The organism is Pseudonocardia kunmingensis, from assembly GCF_006716445.1.
GTDB classification, from domain to species: Bacteria; Actinomycetota; Actinomycetes; order Mycobacteriales; family Pseudonocardiaceae; genus Pseudonocardia; species Pseudonocardia kunmingensis.
This window is the reverse complement of record NZ_VFPA01000002.1, coordinates 367,437-384,619: the sequence shown is the minus strand read 5'-3', so window position 1 is coordinate 384,619 and position 17,183 is coordinate 367,437. Positions and strand designations below refer to the sequence as shown.

Genomic DNA, 17,183 nt, shown 5'->3' with positions numbered 1-17,183 from the left:
GATCAACGACTCGCCGGGACCTCAACGACAGATCACCTCGTACGCCGACCTACACATGAGCTCGTACGCGGACACCTGGTTCTCGAGGTCAACCGCCCGGACCGCGGCGTGCGGCACCTGCGCGGGAAGAACGACACCATCGACGCCGAGGCCGCCGCCCGCGCGGTGCTGTCCGGCGCGGCGACGGCCGTGCCGAAGACCGCCGACGGCACCGTCGAGATGATCCGCCAGGTCAAGATCGCGAAGGACGCCGCGACCAAGGCCCGCAGCCAGGCGATCATCACGCTGAAAACGGTCATCGTGACCGCACCCGCGGAACTCCGTGAACGGCTCGAACCGCTCAACGACAAGGCGCTGATCGCTGAATGTCGCGAGTTGCGCTATGGCTCGATGAGCGGGCCCGCCGACGCGGCCCGCTACACGCTGCGCGCACTCGCCGACCGCTACCACGCCCTCGAGCAGGAAACCCGGCTGCACGACCGCGTCCTGGCCACCCTCACCGAGCGCGCCGCACCCGCGCTGACCAGCCTGTTCGGCGTCGGCGAGGACTCCGCGGCCGAGCTGCTCTCGTCGTGGGCGACAACCCCGAACGGATCCGCAGCGAGGCCGCCCTGGCCAAGCTCTGCGGCGCCTGCCCCATCCCCGCGTCCTCCGGGAAGACCTCGCGGCACCGCCTCAACCGAGGCGGCCACCGGCAGGCCAACGCGGCCCTGCACCGCATCATCGTCGTCCGCACGCGATTCCACGAACCCACGATCACCTACGTCGCCCGGCGCACCGCAGAAGGTACCAAGAAGATCGAAAATAAGTGGACTGCTTAGGCGGTTATGTAACGGAGGCATGGATCGCGGAAGAACGCGCGGATCAGTTCAGGTAGGCGCTGGAGACGTAGGAGCGCGGATTCGGCCTTGCCGCGCAGGTCGTCGGCGCTGCTGATGGCGGTTTTTCCGATGCGATCATGTTTGACGTTCTTCCACACCCATTCGTCCGGGTTGAGTTCTGGAGAGTAGGGCGGGAGGAAGAACAGGCGGGGCCTGCCTTCGGTCGAGGCGGCGAAGTCTTTCACCGCGCGGGAGCGGTGGACGGGGTGGCCGTCAATGATGAGGAAGACGGTGCCGCCGTCGTCGTTGAGTAGGTCGCGGCAGTAGTCGATGAACACGTCAGCGTTCATTTTTCCGGTGAACGTTCTGAAATGCATCGCACCCTTGGCGGTGACCGCGGAGATCATGTTGATCGCGTGTCGGGCGCCGGTGGTTCGCACGACGGGGGTCTGACCGACCGGCGCCCAGGTGGTGCCGGAGTGGCAGTCGGAGCGGATGCCGGCCTCGTCGGCGAAGTACACGGTGGCCCCGAGCTGCGCGGCTTCGTCGCGGATGGCCGGGTACTCCTCGGCACGCCAGCGGGCTACCCGCTCGGGGTCCTGCTGGGTGGCCCGGTGCAGCGGCCGCTGTGGCGATAGTCCGAGCGAGCGCAGGACCCGTCCAACCGATCCGACAGACAGGTTCACCCCGAACCGTTGGGCAATGACTTGCCGAACCAGGTCGCGGGTCCACAGCGCGAACTCCAACTGAAACTGGGCCGGATTCGAACCCGCGATCATCGTGAACAACACGCTCATCTGCGCTCGAGTCAGCTTCGGCGGGCGGCCCGGAACTGGCTTGGCCCGCAGCGCCTCGGCGCCACCTTTCCGATACGCTGCAACCCATCCGAACACCGTCGACCGATTGAAACCGAGACCGGCCGCGACATCTTCCGGGTGGGCACCGTTCTCGATCTGCTCGCAGGCCCGAATGCGGAGAGCTTCCAGAGTCGCGTGATCGAGCTTCCGGCCATCGTTGTCGCGCACACGAGAATTAGATCACAAGTCAGCTCGAATGTCTACCTACTTACAGTCTGCTTAGTAAGACCAAGAAAGAGATTCTACGCTGCCTGAAAAGGCTCCTGGTTCGCGAGATCTATCAGATGATCGTTGCGCCGCACAAGTCGGATTGTGCCGGCGCCGCGGCTTGACAACTATAGGAGCATCAACTCGATGGTCGAGTCGTTCTGGGGCACCATGCAACTCGAACTCCTCGACTCCAGAACGTGGAAGAGCCGCGCCGAGCTTGCCAACGCGATATTCGAGTGGATAGAGTGCTGGTACAACCCGCACAGACGCCATTCCGGCATCGGAATGCTCTCGCCGGTCGACTACGAAGCAGTCCACACCCCGCCCGACCAAGATCACTGACCCCACACCGTCAGTGTCCGGCGCAGGGGCCAAGCTCATCGCCCGTAACCTTCTGTCGCACCTCGACGACCAGATCTCCGAGTTTCCGATTCCTCATCCGCGACCGAGACACCAAAATTCAGCACATCATTCGACGCAGTGTTCGCCTCCGAAGGCATCGAAGCGTTGAAGACTCCACCACGGACGCCGCAAGCCAACTGCTACGCTGAAAGATCGTCCGTAGCATCCGATCAGAGTGCACCGACAGGATCCTGATCTACAACGAACGGCACGCCGCGACGATCCTCGACGAGTACGCCCGACACTTCAACGACCACCGACCACACCAAGGCCGCGGACAGCGCCACCCAACCACGACACCGCCGCCGTCGTCCCGCTCGACGCCCCAATCCGACGACACCGTGTCCTCGGCGGCGTGATCAACGAGTACCGACGAGCCGCCTGAACCGCACTCGAACCCCAGGCCACACGCTGAGCAAAGGATTTTGGCGCACTACAGGCGGAGATCAACAACGATCGTTCAGGCATCCGGGCCGAGGCGCAGCGCGTAGTCGACCGTGCCGAAGGGCCAGACCGCGGCCAGCCAGGCGCTCACGGCACGGTGCAGGTGCGCGTCCAGCTCGGCCCGGTCGGCCCGCACCCAGGAGCGCACCTCGGCGTCCACGTCCGCCCGGCTGGACGGGTAGATGTAGACACATCCGATCACGCCGCCGCCTGCGGGCTCCACCACGCTGTAGGTGAACCCGGTACGCCGGGCGAAGTCGTCCGCATGCTGCTGCAGGTCGGCCAGATTCGCCTCCAGCGCCATCCCGCCCGCCGGCGGCCAGGTCCGGCTCTCGAAGCCGGGCGTCGCGCGGATGTGCTCGATGCTGCTGCTCCACGCCGCGTGGTCGTCGGGGTTGTGCGGCGGGCCCAGCGGTTCCAGGCGGAACCGCGGGGTCACCATCTCCGGTGGGACGGCGAAGTCGTCGGGGACGAAGGCGCGATCGGTCATGGCGGCGAGGCTATGGGTTACCTGCGAGGGCCTGGCGCGGCAGCTCAGGTATGTACAGCATGGAAGACAAGTTGTCCACTGTTGAGGACAACGCAGGCTGCCCGTGAGCTTGACGAAGCCACAGGGCGATGCCTACCGTCCTGACAGCAGGACACACAGTCCTGTCCTCTGCGCATTCTCTGCTCGCCGTCCCGGTCGGCCCGGGGCCGGCCAAGAAAGGACCGATGCTCGTGGACGAACCGCTGCTGAGCCTGCGCACCTTCGTCGAGGGCATCGCCGACGAGTTGCGGACGGTCGAGGGGGCACACTGGGACCTCGAGCTGGGGGCGATCGCCGAGCTGTGCTACCGGCAGAAGCGCCCACCGGCTCTGCTGTTCGACCGGATCGGCGACTACCCGCAGGGCATGCGGGTGCTCACCGGCAGCACCGGGTCTGCGCGCCGTTTGGCCCGCACCCTGCGGCTCGGCGACGACCTGGACGACGCCAGCGTCGTCGCCGCGCTGCGCGGCAAGCCCTCGCAGTGGGCGGCCGCGGCAAAGGACTTCCCGGTGCAGGAGGTGTCGACGGCGCCGTTCCTGCAGAACGTGGTGGAGAAGGACGACGTCGACCTGCTGGCCTTCCCGGTGCCGCGGTGGCACGGCGGTGACGGCGGCCGTTTCATCGGCACCGGCTGCCTGGTGGTGACGTCAGATCCCGAGACCGGCGTGCCCAACGGCGGCTGCTACCGGATGCAGGTGCAGAACGAAGGCCGCAGCACGACGATCGCCGCGGTGCCCGGCAAGCACGGCGCGCAGAACATCGCCCGCTGGTTCGCGAAGGAGGGCAGGGCACCGGTCACCGTGTCGTTCGGGCACGACCCGCTGCTGCTGGTACTCGGCGGCACCGAGGTCCCCGGCGGGATCTCCGAGCTCGACTACGCCGGGGCCGTGCTCGGCGAGCGCGTTCCGGTGTTCCGCTCGCCCGAGAACGGGTTGCCGATCCCGGCCGCGAGCGAGATCGCGGTGGAAGGCTGGCTCTATCCCGACCGGCGCTGCGTCGAGGGCCCTTTCGGGGAGTGGACCGGATACTTCGCCGGGAGTCCCCGGCCGAACCTCGACATGGAGATCACCCGGCTCTACCACCGTGACGACCCGATCCTGCTCGGAGCGCCGCCCGGCAAGCCGCCGCACGACTACTCCTACATGCGCACGATGATGAAGTCGGCGATGATCCACGACGAGCTGGTGAGCATGGGCGTGCCCGGCGTCACGGCCGCGTGGGCGCACGAGCCGGGTGGCGGGAGGCTGTTCGTCGTGGTCTCGGTGGACCAGCGCTACGCCGGGCACTCCCGTCAGGTCGGCCACCTTGCCGCCAACACCCCGGCGGCGGCGTACATGAACCGGTACGTCGTCGTGGTCGACGACGACATCGACGTGTCCGACCTCGGCCAGGTCGTCTGGGCGATGTCCACGCGCACGGACCCGGCCGTCGACATCGACGTCGTCGGCCGCACGTGGGGCAGCAAGCTCGACCCGATGCTCCCGCCCGACACCCCGCCGTACAACAGCAGGGCGATCATCGACGCGTGCATCCCCTACGAGCGCAAGGACACCTTCCCGAGGGTGGCGCAGAGCGACCCCGCCTACCTGCGCGAGGTTCTCGGCCGGTGGGGGCACGTCCTCGAGGACTGAGGCGAGGGCTGGGCGGGGGCCCTATCCGTCCAGGTCGAGGGGGGCGGGGTCGGCGTCGTGGCGCCGGCCCCGCCCCAGCTCACCCGTCCAGCGGGGGAACAGGTCGTTCGGCACGTGACAGATGTCCAGGATGCGGCCGACGAGCTGGTCGACCAGTTGCTGCACATCCTTGCCGCCCGCGTAGAACGCCGGACTGGCCGGCATGATGACGGCCCCCTCCCGGCTCAGCGAGGCGAGGTGCTCCAGGACGGGGGTGCGCAGCGGGGTCTCCCGCACGACCATCACGAGCGGCCGCCGCTCCTTGAGGGTCACGTCGGCCGCGCGCTGCAGCAGGTCCTTGCTCGTGCCGAGGGCGATACCGGCCACGGCCGAGGTGGTGGCGGGGACGACGACCATGCCCTTGGTGGGGTAGGAGCCGCTGGCCGGCCCGGCCGCCATGTTGGCCGGGGCCCAGTAGGAGATCGCTGAGACGTCGCAGCCGACCCACTCCCCCACGTCGGAGCGCCAGTGCGCGTCCCGCACCGCGATGCCGGTCTCGTCGAGGATCGTCAGCCGGGCGGCCTTGCTGATCACCAGGTCCACGGCCTCGCCCGCCCCCAGCATCGCCCGGATGAGGGTGGCGGCGTAGGGCGTGCCGCTCGCTCCCGTCACGCCGATCACCCACGGCACGCGCCGCGGCGCCGTCGGCGCGCCGTCAGCCGGCCGCATGGTGCGCCGCGTCGCGATAGCCCGACGGCGGCGTGCCACCGATGCGCAGGGTGACGTGCTCGGCCGTCTGACGCACCGCGTCCCCGACCTCCTCGACGTTGCGCTCGTCCAGCTCGCTGGAGAAGGCGAGCACCACGATCGCGAGCGCGGCCCGCGACTTGGCGTCGAACACGGTGGACGCCACGGCGGCCTGGGAGAGGTCGAGCTGCTTGATGCTGCGGCTGAAGCCGTCCTCGCGGGCCCGCTGCAGGACGTCGTGGAGCTCGGCCGGCTCGACCACCGTGAACTCGGTGAACTTGGTCAGGCCGTGCTGGGCGACCTGCTTGTCGAACTCGCTCGGCGGCATCCAGGCCGCGAAGGCATGGAGGAGGGCCGGCGCGGAGAAGGGGAACCGGTCGCCGACCCCGACGCTCACGCGGATGCCGCTCGCGCGTTCGGCCTTGGCCACCACGGTGAATCCGCCCGACCCGTCGCGTTCCGCGGCGAAGGCCACGAAGCCGAGGCGCCTGCTCAGGGCGTCGAGCTCCTCCTGGACGACGCTGACGACGAGCTCCTGGCTGACGCCGGTCAACGTGAGCAACCGGGATCCCAGGCTCCAGCCGGCGCGCTCGGTGGTGTTGGCCCAACCGGCCCGCTGCAGCGTCGCGAGGATGTTGTAGCAGGTACTGCGGTTGAGATCGAGTTCGTCGACCAGCGTTCCGGGTGAGACGGAACGGGGCCATTCCGCGGCGAGGTGCTCCAGGATCCGGATGGCCGCGGCGACGGCGGGGACGTTGGCGGCCACCGACCTGCTCTCCTATCCTCCTGCGCACGGCAGTGCCGCGTACACGACACCGAGCTGCGCGAGGCGATCGGGCGGAGTCCGTTTTGACCTGCCCTGAGGACTACTTGTCCTTCTGGTTGGAATACTAAGGTCAGCCGCTGATCCCGTCAACGCATTGACCGGTCGCAGGGACAGGACATAGTCTCCTCTATAGAGGACAAAGTGTCCTCAGCTGCGCTCCACTCGTGACGCCGTCGTCCTCCGGAGGTAACCCACATTGACCGGCGCGAGACCGACCGGGACCGCAGAGGTTCCCACACTGCACGGCCCCGGCTCCCCCAGCCTGGAGTGCCGGGACCTGCTGGTCCGCCTGACCGGTGCGACCGGCGCTGTGGACATCCTCAAGGGCGTCGACCTGACCATCGCCGCCGGTGAGTTCGTCTCCGTGCTCGGCGCCTCGGGCACCGGCAAGACGACGCTGCTCAGGGTACTGGGCGGCCTCACCCCATCCACCGACGGCGCGGTCCTGGCCGGCGGGGTCCCCGTCTCCGGGCCACCGGACGGCGTCGTCACGGTGTTCCAGGACTACACGAACTCGCTGCTGCCCTGGCGCACCGTCCGTCGCAACGTCGCCCTCGGCGTCGAGGACGGCCTCAGCAAGGAGGAATGCACCCGGCGCGTCGACGACGCTCTCGAGATGGTCGGCCTGACGGCGAGCGCGCAGGAGTACCCGTTCCGGCTGTCAGGCGGGATGCAGCAGCGGGTGCAGATCGCCCGCGCCCTCGCGATGCGGCCGTCGGTCCTGCTCATGGACGAGCCGTTCGGCGCCCTGGACGCGATGACCAAGGCGTCGCTGCAGGACCAGCTCCAGCGGGTGCAGTCCCTGACCGGCACCGCCGTCGTCTTCGTGACCCACGACGTCGAGGAGGCCGTGTACCTCAGCGACCGGGTCGTCGTCCTCAGCGGCCGCCCGGCCGGCATCGGCCTCACCCTCGACGTCGACCTGCCACGGCCGCGCGACCAGATCGGCACCAAGGAGACACCGGAGTACCTCGACCTGCGCCACCGTGTGTACGCGGCGCTCGGGCATGAGGTCGCACGGTGAAGCCGGGCCTCCTGACCCGGATCAACGCGCTCGGGCTGGCGACCGGTGTCGGGATCCTGCTGCTCTGGGAGCTCGTCATGCGCGTCGGGCTCGTCGATCTCGAGTACCTGCCGATGCCGTCGGAGATCTCGGAGGGCGGGTGGGAGATCGTCGAGAACGGGAAGCTGTTCGAGAACCTGGCCCACACCCTCGCCGCCGCCGTGGTGGGCTGGCTGGCCGCCGTCGTGGTCGGGGTGGCGCTGGGCACCCTGATCGGGCTGCTGCGCCCGGTGTGGACCTACACGATGGCGAGCATCGACTCGCTGCGGTCGCTGCCGATCGTCGCGTTCGTGCCGGTCGCGGTGCTCCTGTTCGGCTTCAGCATGCAGACCGAGATCCTCCTCGCGTTCTACGCGGCGCTGTGGCCGATCACGCTCAACACGATCTCCGGGATGCACAGCCTCGACCAGCGCAAGCGCGAGGTCGGGCGGGTGCTGAAGCTCGGGACCTTCGGTGAGCTCTGGAAGCTGCGCCTGCCCGCGGCGACCCCGTCGATCGTGGTCGGGCTCCGCCTCGGCATCTCGATCTCCCTGGTCCTGACGCTGGTGGCCGAGATGGTCGGCAACCCGGCCGGGCTCGGCTTCGCGCTGATCCAGAGCGCCCAGGCGCTGCGGCCCGAGCTGATGTTCGCCTACATCATCGCCATCGGGCTGACCGGGATCGTGCTCAACGCGCTGCTGCAGTCCGGTGCCCGGCTGTTGTTCCGCGGACAGATGGCAGCGGCGGGAGACATCGCATGAGTATCGCTGAGGCTGAGGCCCGGACGACGGTGGCGCCGCCGCGGACGAAGGTCCGGCGGCGGAAGGGCCACGACGGGATGGGCACCGGGCCGCTGCGCGGACTGCTGCCCCTGGTGCTGCTGCTGGTGATCTGGCAGGTCGTCGGGGACCCGAGCTCGCCCTACTTCCCGCCACCGTCGAAGTGGGTGACCGAGGTCCGGCCGCTGCTCGACGACGGCGTGCTCGCCACGGCCATCGGGGACACGGCACTGACCGTTGTACTGGGCCTGCTCATCGCTACCGTGCTCGGCGCCGCGCTCGGGGCGCTCGTCGGCGCGAACCGCACGCTGGACCGCGCCGCCGGTCCGACGCTGGAGTTCCTGCGGGTGCTGCCGGCGGCGGCCCTGGTGCCGCTGGCCGCGCTGCTGCTCGGCTACACGCTGGAGATGAAGCTCGCCGTGGTCATCCTGCCGGCCACGTGGCCGGTGCTGCTGACCGTGCGGTCGGCGCGGCGCGCGATGAGCCCCGTCCTGCTCGACGTCCCCCGGACGCTCCACCTCTCGTGGTGGGCCAGGACGCGCAAGATCCTCGTGCCCGCGCTGACGCCGAGTGTGCTGCTGGGCGTCCGGGTCTCCGGGCCGCTGGCGCTGATCATCGCGCTGCTCGTGGAGATCGTCACCAAGATCAACGGAATCGGTGCGCTCCTGGGCACAGCGCAGGCCACGTTCAAGTCCGCACAGGTCTTCGGGCTGCTGGTGATCGCGGGTTTGCTCGGGTTCGCCGTGAACTGGCTCGTCACGCGGGCCGAGTCGGCCGTCAACGTGCGGCTCACGGGAGGCGGTCGCTGAGCCTCCGCAGACCGATGGGAACGGGCGTCACCGATGGAGGTGGCGCCCGTTCCCATTTCAGCCGGAGGTACGAGCCACCGCCGCCCGGCCCGCTCGACCCCGCGGTGGCGGGCCCCGCACAGGTGTCCGCCCAGGTGGCCGTCATGCCGTCCGGGCACTCTCGCGGGCAGGGCCCGGCCCGCGCCTCGGACAGGAGCCGGGCGGCAGTCTGTCGGAGGCCGTCGCCGAGCCTGGCCTGCAGCGGGGGCAGGGCAGGCACCGGCATGTCCACGCAAACGCCGGCGCCGGGACCCTGTGGGAGGGTCCCGGCGCCGGCGCGATCAGCTGGGGAGGGGCTCAGGGGTTGGGCTGGTGCACGAGTGCGGCGGGGTCGACGTCACCGGTGAACCCGGTGGCCGAGCGCATCGCTTCCAGCCACAGCGCGACGTCCTGCTGACGGACGTCGGTGTTGTAGGTGGGGAACGGGATGGAGGCCACGATCTCGTCGGAGTAGCCGGTCTGGTCCTGCAGGACGTCGCGGGCGGCTCCGTCGTTCGCGGCGATGTACTGCTGGGCCTCGTCGAGGGCCGCGACGAACTTGTCGATGTCGGCGTCGTGGCCATCAGCCCAGTCCTCGCGGGACGCCCAGTAGATCGGGCTGATCTCCAGGGCCATGGACCGGTACGGGGTGCCGAGGCTGACGCCGCCGACGCTCTCGATCTGACCGCTGAACGGGGTCACGGTCTCCACCGCGTCCACCCGGCCGCTGCGGAGCTGGTCGGCCTGGGACGGGCCGTCGACCTGCACGATCTTGACCGACTTCGGGTCGACACCCGACTTCTGCAGCCAGTAGAGGGTGGCCACGTGCAGGGTGCCGGTCTCGTTGAGCACACCGATGGTCTTGCCGGGGAGCTGGGTGACGTCGGTGATCCCGGAGTCCTTGGCGACCATGAGGAAGTTCGACGGGTTGGCCTCGGTGTCCACCGAGGAGCCTGCGACCTCCACCATCGGGATCCCCTGTGCCGTCGAGCTGATCGCCAGCGTCGGCGTCGAGAGCACGATGTCGAACGAGGTGCCCAGTGCCTGCGGCAGCGTCGCGACGTTCTCGATCTTCGTGTATTCGATCTGCAGGCCGTGCTTCTCGAACAACCCCTGCTCCTGCGCGACCCAGAACGGGAGCGCGGTCAGGTTGGAGTTCGACGCGACCCGCAGGGTGCCCGCCTCGGCGCCGCCCCCACCGCCGCCGCAGGCCGTGACCAGCAAGGCAGTGGCCAGCGCAAGCGCTGCCCCGATCCGCCGTCGTCTGTTCGTCATCTCGCTCCCTTGTGAGACCCCGACGATCGTGCAAATCGCCGACCGCGCGGCGGTCTGCATGGACGCTGCCGTGTTGCAGCTCGCCCGTGACAGTTGCCCCACCTGCGAGACACCCTGTCCTGTCGGCAGGACGCTATAAGGCGAGTCGGTTCCGGTCAAGCTTCGGTCAAGCTTCACCGACAGGTGTGGACGGCATCCCGACGGGCCCGCTTGACGCTGATCAGAGTCGAACCTACTGTCCTATTGACAGGACACGACGTCTCGCTGGATGGTCAAGAAGTGAAACTTGGTTCCTCGTTCCACGTACCGGCCGAGCCGGCCACCGTGCTCGAGAAGTTCCTGGACGCGCCCACGATGCTGGCGTGCATTCCGGGGTGCACGGAGCTGGAGCGCCCGGACGAGGCGCACTTCCGCGGGCGGTTGACGAACGAGATCGCGCACGTCCGGTTCGACGCCGCGTTCTCCGTGGAGATCACCGAACTCTCGCCACCGCACACGGTGCGCGCGGTCCTGACCGGCGAGGACGCCCGGCTGGGCAGCTCGCTCAAGGTCGACGCCTCGCTCGACGTGGCACCGGCAGGCGGCGGGTCCGACGTGACGTACGCGATGGAGCTGGCCATGTGGGGGCGGCTCGGCCGGATGGGCGAAGCGATCTTCCGCCGCCGCACCGTCGAGGTGGAGAAGGAGTTCCTACAGGCGTTCGCCAGGGCCTGCGCCGGCGAGGACGTCACGGCCGGCGCGTCCGCACGCACCAACGGCGCGCCCGGCCGCCAGGTACTGGCCGCCGTCCCCGCGCCGGCGGGAGTGCTGCACGAGGCCGCTCCGCTCGCGGCGGGTGCCGTCACCGCTCCTGCCGTGTCCGCGCTCCCGGGTGTTCCGGTACCGGTGGCCTCCACCAACGGTTCTCGCGGTGTCACCGCCGCCCCGGTCGCTCCGGCGGACGCCGCGGCGGCAGCGGTCGCCTCGCTCCGTCCCATCTCCGACGGGGCCGGCGCTCCCCTTGGCAGCCTGACCGGCCGGTCCGTCGCCGCAGTCGTCGTCGGCGCGGTCGCGGCGCTGGTCGTCCTCCGCAAGGTCCTCCTCGCCCGCAAGGCCGGCCGATGAACGCCGTGCTGCACCGCCCGACGACGCCGGCCGAGGCGTTCGAACTGCTGGAGCGGCCGGACGCGATGGTCCTCAGCGGCGGCACCGCGATCCAGGTTCTGCTCAAGCAGGGGCTGATCGCCGCCACCGACCTCGTCGACGTCGCCCGGATCCCCGGCCTCGCCCAGATCCACCGAGCGGACGACTGCACCCGGATCGGCGCGATGGTCTCGCTGCGCCAGGTCGAGACGAACCCGGCGATCCGGGCGGCCGCGCCGCTGCTCGCGGACACCTGCGGTCGCGTCGCCAACCCGCGCGTCCGCAACACGGCGAGCGTGGCGGGCAACATCGCCCACGGCGACTACCGGCTGGACCCGCCGACGGCCTTGATGATCCTCGACGCGACCGTGCACCTGGCCTCGGCGCGGGGCACGCGGGACGTCGCGGCCCGCGAGTTCTTCGTCGGGTTCCAGGCCACCGCCGTCGAGCGGGGCGAGCTGATCATCGGGATCACCGTGCCCGACCAGCCTGCCGGTTCCTCCCACGCGTACGCGAAGAAGAGCAGCCTCGGCGAGAACGACTGGCCCTCCGCCTCGGCCGGCGCTCTGCTGGTCGGCGCCGGCTCCGGCACCAGCCGACGCCTGCGCCTCGGGCTCGGTGCGCTCGCACCCGTGCCGCGGTTCGTCGAGATCGACGTCTCCGGGCTGGATCGGGCGGCGGCGGTGGACGCGGCGCGGTCGGTCGCCGAACCGCTCCTCGACCCGATCCCCGACATCCGGGGCAGCGAGTCCTACAAGCGGCGGCTCGGCCTTGTCGCCGTCGCCGATGCCGTGACCGAGGCGTGGAGGTAGCGCGACCGTGACCGAACTCCTGGACAAGGGCTCCGCCCCGGCCGAGTCCCCCGCGGAGGCCGCCATGCCGTTCTCGGTGGGAAGGCGTGAGCCGCGCCGCGACGGCGAGGCGAAGGTGCGCGGCACGCTGTCCTACGTCGCGGACCTGCCCGTTCCGGCCGCTGCCGCCGTCGGCATCACCCGCAGCACCCGCCCGCACGCCCGGATCGTCGGCATCGACGCATCCGCGGCGCTCGCCGTCGCCGGCGTCGAGGCCGTCGTCACCGGGGCCGACCTGCACGCGGCGCTCGGCGACCGCATGTACACGGGCCCGGCGTTCAACGACCAGCCCCCGCTGGCCGTGGACAAGGTGCGCTACGTCGGCGAGCCGGTGGCCGCGGTCGTCGCCCTCGACGTGGCCACCGCGCGGGCCGCAGCAGACCTGGTCGTCGTCGACTACGCGGAACTCGAGCCCGTGCACGACGTGCAGGCGGCCATCGACGGGGTCGCCTACGTGCACGACGAGCTGCGGCCCTCGGCGGTCTTCGGCGACCTCAAGCACCTGGCCGGCATCTCGGGCACCAACGTCAACTACGAGTACAACCTCGTCGACGGCGATGTCGACAAGGCGATGGCCGGTGCGGCGACGACCGCCCAGGGCGATTTCTGGGCGCCGCCCACCCACCACGTGCCCATCGAGCTGCCCTGCACGAACGCGTGGATCGAGGGCGAGACGCTGGTCCTGCTCACCACCACCCAGACGCCGTCGTACTGCCGGCAGGCCGTCGCGGACATGCTCGACCTGCCGCTCAACCGGGTGCGCGTCCGCACCGGGCCGCTCGGCGGCAGCTTCGGCGCGAAGATGTACGACCGGCTGGAGCCGCTCGCCGCGGCGCTGGCGTGGACCCTGCGGCGTGCCGTGCGGATCCGGGCGACCCGTGAGGAGGCGTTCGTCCTCACCTCCCGCCACGGCGTGCAGGTGATCAGCAGCATGGGCGCCGACGCCGACGGGAACATCGTCGCGTCCCGGGCCGACGTCCGCTACGAGACGGGCGCGTTCGCCGACGTCGGCCCGCGGATCACCGCGAAGTCCGGGATGGTGGCGGCCGGGCCGTACCGGGTGCACGACGTGCACGTGCGGTCCCGCTGCATCTACACCAACAAGCCGTCAGCGGGGCCGTTCCGCGGCTTCGGCGTTCCGCAGGTGACGTGGTCGCACGAGAGCCTCGTGGACGAGCTGGCCCGCAGCCACGGCGAGGACCCCGCGGCCTTCCGCCGACGCAACCTGCTCCGCGAAGGCGACATCGCGCCGGTCGGTACCCCGATGCACAGCGCCGACTTCGTCGGATGCCTGGACGCCGTCACGGCGGCCATCGGGTGGGATCGGCCGCTGGAGCGGCCCGACGGCCGCTACGCCCGCGGGCGGGGTGTCGCCGTCGGCGTCAAGGCGGTACTCACGCCGACGATCTCCAACGCCGTGCTCCAGCTCAACCAGGACGGGTCGGCGACGCTGCTGATCAGCACGGTGGACATGGGCCAGGGCAGTGACACGATCATGCCGCAGATAGTCGCCGAGGTACTCGGCCTCCCCGCCGACGCGGTGCGGGTGGTCAACGCGGACACCGACGTCACCCCGTACGACACGATCACGGCCGGCAGCCGATCGACCTACCACACGGGAAACGCCGTGCGGCTGGTCGCCGAGAAGATGCGCGACCGGCTGCTCGAGCTGGCCGCTGCGCAGACCTCGTCCGGCCGCAACCGCCTCTCCCTCGTCCCCGGCGGGGTGCAGAACGGCCGCACCGGGGAGATCACCCCGATCTCCGACGTGCTGCACCGGCACTTCGGCGCGCGCGGGACGACCCTGACCGAGCAGGCGAACTTCGGCACGGCGTGGGAGCCATACGACAAGGCGACCGGCCGGTCGGAGAAGGTGACCGAGCACTGGTTCGCCGGGGCCGTCGCCGTCCAGCTGCTGGTGGACCGCGCCACCGGGCGGCTGACGATCGAGCACCTCGCCAGCGCCGGGGACGTGGGCCGGGCGATCAACCCGACCATGGTGGAGCAGCAGCTCTCCGGAGGCGCGATCATGGGCCTCGGGCACGCCGTGTTCGACGAGATGGTGTTCGACCAGGGCCAGCTCGTGAACGGGACGCTCCTGGACTACCAGCTCCCGTCGGTGCGGGACATGCCTCACGAGATCACCTCGGTCATCGTCGAGAGCCCGCACCGCACGGGCCCGTTCGGGGCGAAGGGCGTCGGGGAGACGACACTCATCCCGGTGGCCCCCGCTGTCGCCAACGCGGTGCGCGACGCCGTCGGCGTGCGCATCACCCGGCTGCCCCTGACCCCCGAGCGGGTCCTCGACGCAATGACAGAAGCAGGGGTGGACCTGTGAGCGAGATCGAGTACGTCGTCAACGGCACGCGGCGGGCCGTCCGGGCAGGCGACGACGACCTGCTGCTGGACGTCCTGCGGGAGCAGGTCGGCAGCACGAGCGCCCGGGAGGGCTGCGGTGTCGGCGCCTGCGGCGCGTGCACCGTGCTCGTCGGGGGGCACAGCGTGAGCTCGTGCCTGGCCCGCGCGGTGCGCTACGACGGGGCGGAGATCCAGACTGCGGACGGCCTGCCGCCCGACCACCCCATCGTCGCGGCGTTCGTGCAGACCGGCGCGATGCAGTGCGGGTACTGCATCCCGGGGTTCGTGCTCATGGCCGACGAGTTGCTGCGGGAGAACCCGCGGCCGACGAAGGAGCAGATCGTCGCACACCTGGAGGGCAACATCTGCCGCTGCGGGACGTACGCGGAGATCATCGCCGCCGTCGAGCTGGCGGCCGAGCGGATGGCGGCGACCCGATGACCGTCACGACCCCGCGCGGCGAGTTCGGCGTGCTGGACCTCGGCCCGCTGGACGGCCCCACCGTCGTCCTGCTGCACCCGCTGGCTTCCGCCGCGGAGCTCTGGCGGCCACTCGCCGAGGAGTGGAGCGGCCGCGGCAGGAGGGTGCTCGCCATCGACGCCCGCGGACACGGACGGTCGAGCTGGGACGGGCGGCCCTTCACCGTCGGGGAGATGGCCGAGGACGCGGCGAGCGTGCTCGACGAGCTGGCCCTGCGGGACGTCGGCGTGCTCGGGATGTCGATGGGCGGTTGCACCGCGCAGGCGCTCGCCCTGGCCCGTCCCGACCTGGTGGGCTCCCTCGTGCTCGTGGACTCCACCAGCAGTTACGGCCCGGACCGGGTCGCCCAGTGGGAGCAGCGTGCCCTGCAGGCCGAGGGGTCCGAACGTGCCGACCTGCTCGGCTTCCAGCTCACACGCTGGTTCACCGACGGGTTCCGCGCCGCGAATCCGGACGTCGCCGCGCGCGTGTCGGAGATCTTCACGGGGACGACGAAGGCCGCGCACGCCGCCGCGTGCCGCGCGCTGGGCGCGTTCGATGCAACCGACCGCCTCGGGCAGATCGGCGTTCCGACCCTGGTCATCGTCGGGGAGGAGGACTACGCCACTCCCCCGGAGATGTCGAAGACCCTGCACGCGGGCATCCCGGGCTCCCGGCTCGTCGTCCTGCCCGACGCGCGGCACCTCAGCATGGTCGAGAGCAGTCAGGCCAGGACGTTGGCCGAGCAGCACTTGTTCACCTGACCGGCGCACGCCGGGGCCGGCCCGGACCGGCATCGTGGGGGAGTCGGCTGCTGCTCGGCCGACGACCTCGCTGCTCCCCGATCCAGAACAGCCCTCGGAAGGGACTCGATGACCGACCAGCCGGAAACCGCCCAGCCCGACACCGGCCAGCCGGGGTTCGCCCCCGTGCGGCAGGTGGACCGGGCGAGGTTCGCGGCGCTGGCGCCGGACGAGCGGTACGCGCAGATGCTGCTCGGCCACGACAGCGGCGCGCGGCACTGCTCCGTCGCCTACATCCAGACGCCGCCGGGTGGCGGATCGCCGGAAGGCCTGCACACCCACGAGGGCGACCAGATCTTCTTCGTGCTCCAGGGCACGATGAGCATCGAGGTCGACGGCACCGAGCACTCGGTCGAGGCGGGCAACCTGATCGTCTTTCCGGCCGGGGTGCCGCACCGCAACTGGAACGGCGGCACCGAGCCCACCGTGCACCTCGCCGTCAACGCTCCGCTGCCCGACCCGGCCCAGCCGTTCGCGCGCCGGGTCGGTCCGGCGTCGGGCTGACCCGCAAGGCGCGCAGGTGTCAGGGTGGGTGCGGTGAGCGTGCCGTTCCCCGAACCGACCGCACCGCGCCCGTCGCGCGCCGAGGTGCTGCTCGACTACCTCGACTACTTCCGCTCGGTGATCATCGACAAGCTGCAGGGGCTGCCCGACCACGAGCTGCGCGCAAGTCGGCTCGGCTCCCGCTGGACTCCACTCGGGCTGCTCAAGCACCTCACGTACGTGGAGCTTCGCTGGATCGTCTGGGGCTTCGCGGGCAGGCCCGTCGCCGAGCCCTGGGGCGACTCCCGCGACGGGCGCTGGTTCGTCCCCGAGCACGAGAGCCTGCCCGAGCTCGTCGACGCCCTACAGAGCCAAGCGGCGCACACCCGCGACGTCGTCGAGGCCCACGACCTGTCCGAACGCGGCGCGCCCGGACCACGCTGGCCCGACGCGGAACCTGCGACGCTGGAGCGTGTCCTGCTGCATCTGCTCCAGGAGTACGCTCGCCACGCCGGGCACCTCGACATCGTCCGCGAGCTGATCGACGGACGAACCGGCGAGTAGCCGCGGAGATGCACGCTCCCGCGCTTGTTGTTGCGGGGCAACACGTTCGTGACTGCTCGGCGGCCGGACCAACGTGACGTGAGGAGCCAACGCTGTGCGGCGGTAGGGGTCGCGTCGGCAGCGGTCGGCGATGGAGCCCCGGGCCCAACGGCTCAGAGCGGTCTCCCGCTCCGC

20 protein-coding genes are annotated in these 17,183 nt (G+C 70.5%); 14 read left to right on the top strand and 6 right to left on the bottom strand.

From position 1 onward, the window contains the following. Positions 1-21: 21 nt before the first annotated feature. A complete protein-coding gene (locus tag FB558_RS43295) occupies positions 22-477 on the bottom strand; it encodes a hypothetical protein (RefSeq protein WP_170231367.1) in 456 nt (151 codons plus the stop codon). Between the two features lie 95 nt (positions 478-572). Here FB558_RS43295 and FB558_RS43290 point away from each other — a divergent pair, with 95 nt between their 5' ends. Next, complete coding sequence (locus tag FB558_RS43290) at positions 573-821, top strand: transposase (RefSeq protein WP_170231366.1); 249 nt, start codon at positions 573-575, stop codon at positions 819-821. Here FB558_RS43290 and FB558_RS17655 read toward each other — a convergent pair. After that, positions 818-1,846, bottom strand: coding sequence for an IS630 family transposase (locus FB558_RS17655; RefSeq protein WP_142054862.1), 1,029 nt, complete (start codon positions 1,844-1,846; stop codon positions 818-820). The two genes, FB558_RS43290 and FB558_RS17655, sit on opposite strands and share 4 nt — an antisense overlap. Before the next feature lie 186 nt (positions 1,847-2,032). Between FB558_RS17655 and FB558_RS17650 the strand changes: the two genes are divergently transcribed. Next, complete coding sequence (locus FB558_RS17650) at positions 2,033-2,230, top strand: integrase core domain-containing protein (RefSeq protein WP_142054860.1); 198 nt, start codon at positions 2,033-2,035, stop codon at positions 2,228-2,230. Positions 2,231-2,442: 212 nt separating this feature from the next. Next, positions 2,443-2,649 (top strand): integrase core domain-containing protein, encoded by a 207-nt coding sequence (locus tag FB558_RS45690; RefSeq protein ID WP_211366753.1) that lies wholly within the window; start codon positions 2,443-2,445, stop codon positions 2,647-2,649. 101 nt (positions 2,650-2,750) lie between these two features. Here FB558_RS45690 and FB558_RS17640 read toward each other — a convergent pair whose 3' ends face one another. Beyond that, entirely contained in the window at positions 2,751-3,224 is a 474-nt protein-coding gene (locus FB558_RS17640; protein ID WP_142054858.1) for a GNAT family N-acetyltransferase, read from the bottom strand. A gap of 230 nt (positions 3,225-3,454) precedes the next feature. Here FB558_RS17640 and FB558_RS17635 point away from each other — a divergent pair, with 230 nt between their 5' ends. Continuing rightward, the gene (locus FB558_RS17635; protein ID WP_211366653.1) at positions 3,455-4,894 is read left to right on the top strand and encodes a UbiD family decarboxylase; all 1,440 of its coding nucleotides are present in this window, start codon (positions 3,455-3,457) and stop codon (positions 4,892-4,894) included. A 21-nt stretch (positions 4,895-4,915) separates the two neighbouring features. Here the strand turns inward: FB558_RS17635 and FB558_RS17630 are convergent, their stop codons facing one another. Together FB558_RS17630 and FB558_RS17625 are read right to left on the bottom strand one after the other, a co-directional pair. Next, positions 4,916-5,545: a UbiX family flavin prenyltransferase gene (locus FB558_RS17630; protein ID WP_211366652.1), complete on the bottom strand. Its 630-nt coding sequence runs from the start codon at positions 5,543-5,545 to the stop codon at positions 4,916-4,918. Positions 5,546-5,588: 43 nt separating this feature from the next. Further along, the gene (locus FB558_RS17625) at positions 5,589-6,386 is read right to left on the bottom strand and encodes an IclR family transcriptional regulator (RefSeq protein WP_142054852.1); all 798 of its coding nucleotides are present in this window, start codon (positions 6,384-6,386) and stop codon (positions 5,589-5,591) included. A gap of 256 nt (positions 6,387-6,642) precedes the next feature. Between FB558_RS17625 and FB558_RS17620 the strand changes: the two genes are divergently transcribed. From FB558_RS17620 to FB558_RS17610, 3 genes are read left to right on the top strand one after another with little or no spacing between them, the layout of a single operon-like run. Next, on the top strand, positions 6,643-7,470 hold the full coding sequence (locus FB558_RS17620; protein WP_246106587.1) for an ABC transporter ATP-binding protein: 828 nt from the start codon (positions 6,643-6,645) through the stop codon (positions 7,468-7,470). Next, a complete protein-coding gene (locus FB558_RS17615; protein ID WP_142054850.1) occupies positions 7,467-8,249 on the top strand; it encodes an ABC transporter permease in 783 nt (260 codons plus the stop codon). The genes FB558_RS17620 and FB558_RS17615 overlap by 4 nt, the downstream gene beginning before the upstream one ends. Continuing rightward, positions 8,246-9,076 (top strand): ABC transporter permease, encoded by an 831-nt coding sequence (locus FB558_RS17610; RefSeq protein ID WP_142054848.1) that lies wholly within the window; start codon positions 8,246-8,248, stop codon positions 9,074-9,076. The genes FB558_RS17615 and FB558_RS17610 overlap by 4 nt, the downstream gene beginning before the upstream one ends. A 336-nt stretch (positions 9,077-9,412) precedes the next feature. Here the strand turns inward: FB558_RS17610 and FB558_RS17605 are convergent, their stop codons facing one another. Continuing rightward, positions 9,413-10,369 (bottom strand): ABC transporter substrate-binding protein, encoded by a 957-nt coding sequence (locus FB558_RS17605; protein WP_170231365.1) that lies wholly within the window; start codon positions 10,367-10,369, stop codon positions 9,413-9,415. Positions 10,370-10,648: 279 nt separating this feature from the next. On the opposite strand from FB558_RS17605, the gene FB558_RS17600 reads away from it, so the two are divergent. The 7 genes from FB558_RS17600 to FB558_RS17570 all read left to right on the top strand — a co-directional run bounded on the left by FB558_RS17600 (position 10,649) and on the right by FB558_RS17570 (position 17,009). Continuing rightward, positions 10,649-11,473: an SRPBCC family protein gene (locus FB558_RS17600; protein ID WP_170231364.1), complete on the top strand. Its 825-nt coding sequence runs from the start codon at positions 10,649-10,651 to the stop codon at positions 11,471-11,473. Next, on the top strand, positions 11,470-12,303 hold the full coding sequence (locus tag FB558_RS17595; protein WP_142054842.1) for an FAD binding domain-containing protein: 834 nt from the start codon (positions 11,470-11,472) through the stop codon (positions 12,301-12,303). Before FB558_RS17600 ends, FB558_RS17595 begins: the two co-directional genes overlap by 4 nt. A gap of 7 nt (positions 12,304-12,310) precedes the next feature. Further along, on the top strand, positions 12,311-14,680 hold the full coding sequence (locus FB558_RS17590) for a xanthine dehydrogenase family protein molybdopterin-binding subunit (RefSeq protein WP_246106586.1): 2,370 nt from the start codon (positions 12,311-12,313) through the stop codon (positions 14,678-14,680). Further along, complete coding sequence (locus tag FB558_RS17585) at positions 14,677-15,141, top strand: (2Fe-2S)-binding protein (RefSeq protein ID WP_142054840.1); 465 nt, start codon at positions 14,677-14,679, stop codon at positions 15,139-15,141. The genes FB558_RS17590 and FB558_RS17585 overlap by 4 nt, the downstream gene beginning before the upstream one ends. After that, the gene (locus tag FB558_RS17580; protein ID WP_142054838.1) at positions 15,138-15,923 is read left to right on the top strand and encodes an alpha/beta fold hydrolase; all 786 of its coding nucleotides are present in this window, start codon (positions 15,138-15,140) and stop codon (positions 15,921-15,923) included. The genes FB558_RS17585 and FB558_RS17580 overlap by 4 nt, the downstream gene beginning before the upstream one ends. Positions 15,924-16,031: 108 nt before the next feature. Continuing rightward, entirely contained in the window at positions 16,032-16,466 is a 435-nt protein-coding gene (locus FB558_RS17575) for a cupin domain-containing protein (protein ID WP_142054836.1), read from the top strand. 33 nt (positions 16,467-16,499) lie between these two features. Next, positions 16,500-17,009, top strand: a complete 510-nt coding sequence (locus tag FB558_RS17570; protein ID WP_142054834.1) for a DinB family protein — start codon at positions 16,500-16,502, stop codon at positions 17,007-17,009. The last annotated feature ends 174 nt before the right edge of the window (positions 17,010-17,183 follow it).

Coding starts and splice junctions, on each gene's coding strand:
- FB558_RS17650 (WP_142054860.1), top strand. CDS start 2,033: ATGGTCGAGTCGTTCTGGGGCACCATGCAACTCGAACTCCTCGACTCC.
- FB558_RS17640 (WP_142054858.1), bottom strand. CDS start 3,224: ATGACCGATCGCGCCTTCGTCCCCGACGACTTCGCCGTCCCACCGGAG.
- FB558_RS17610 (WP_142054848.1), top strand. CDS start 8,246: ATGAGTATCGCTGAGGCTGAGGCCCGGACGACGGTGGCGCCGCCGCGG.
- FB558_RS17605 (WP_170231365.1), bottom strand. CDS start 10,369: ATGACGAACAGACGACGGCGGATCGGGGCAGCGCTTGCGCTGGCCACT.
- FB558_RS17595 (WP_142054842.1), top strand. CDS start 11,470: ATGAACGCCGTGCTGCACCGCCCGACGACGCCGGCCGAGGCGTTCGAA.
- FB558_RS17580 (WP_142054838.1), top strand. CDS start 15,138: ATGACCGTCACGACCCCGCGCGGCGAGTTCGGCGTGCTGGACCTCGGC.
- FB558_RS17575 (WP_142054836.1), top strand. CDS start 16,032: ATGACCGACCAGCCGGAAACCGCCCAGCCCGACACCGGCCAGCCGGGG.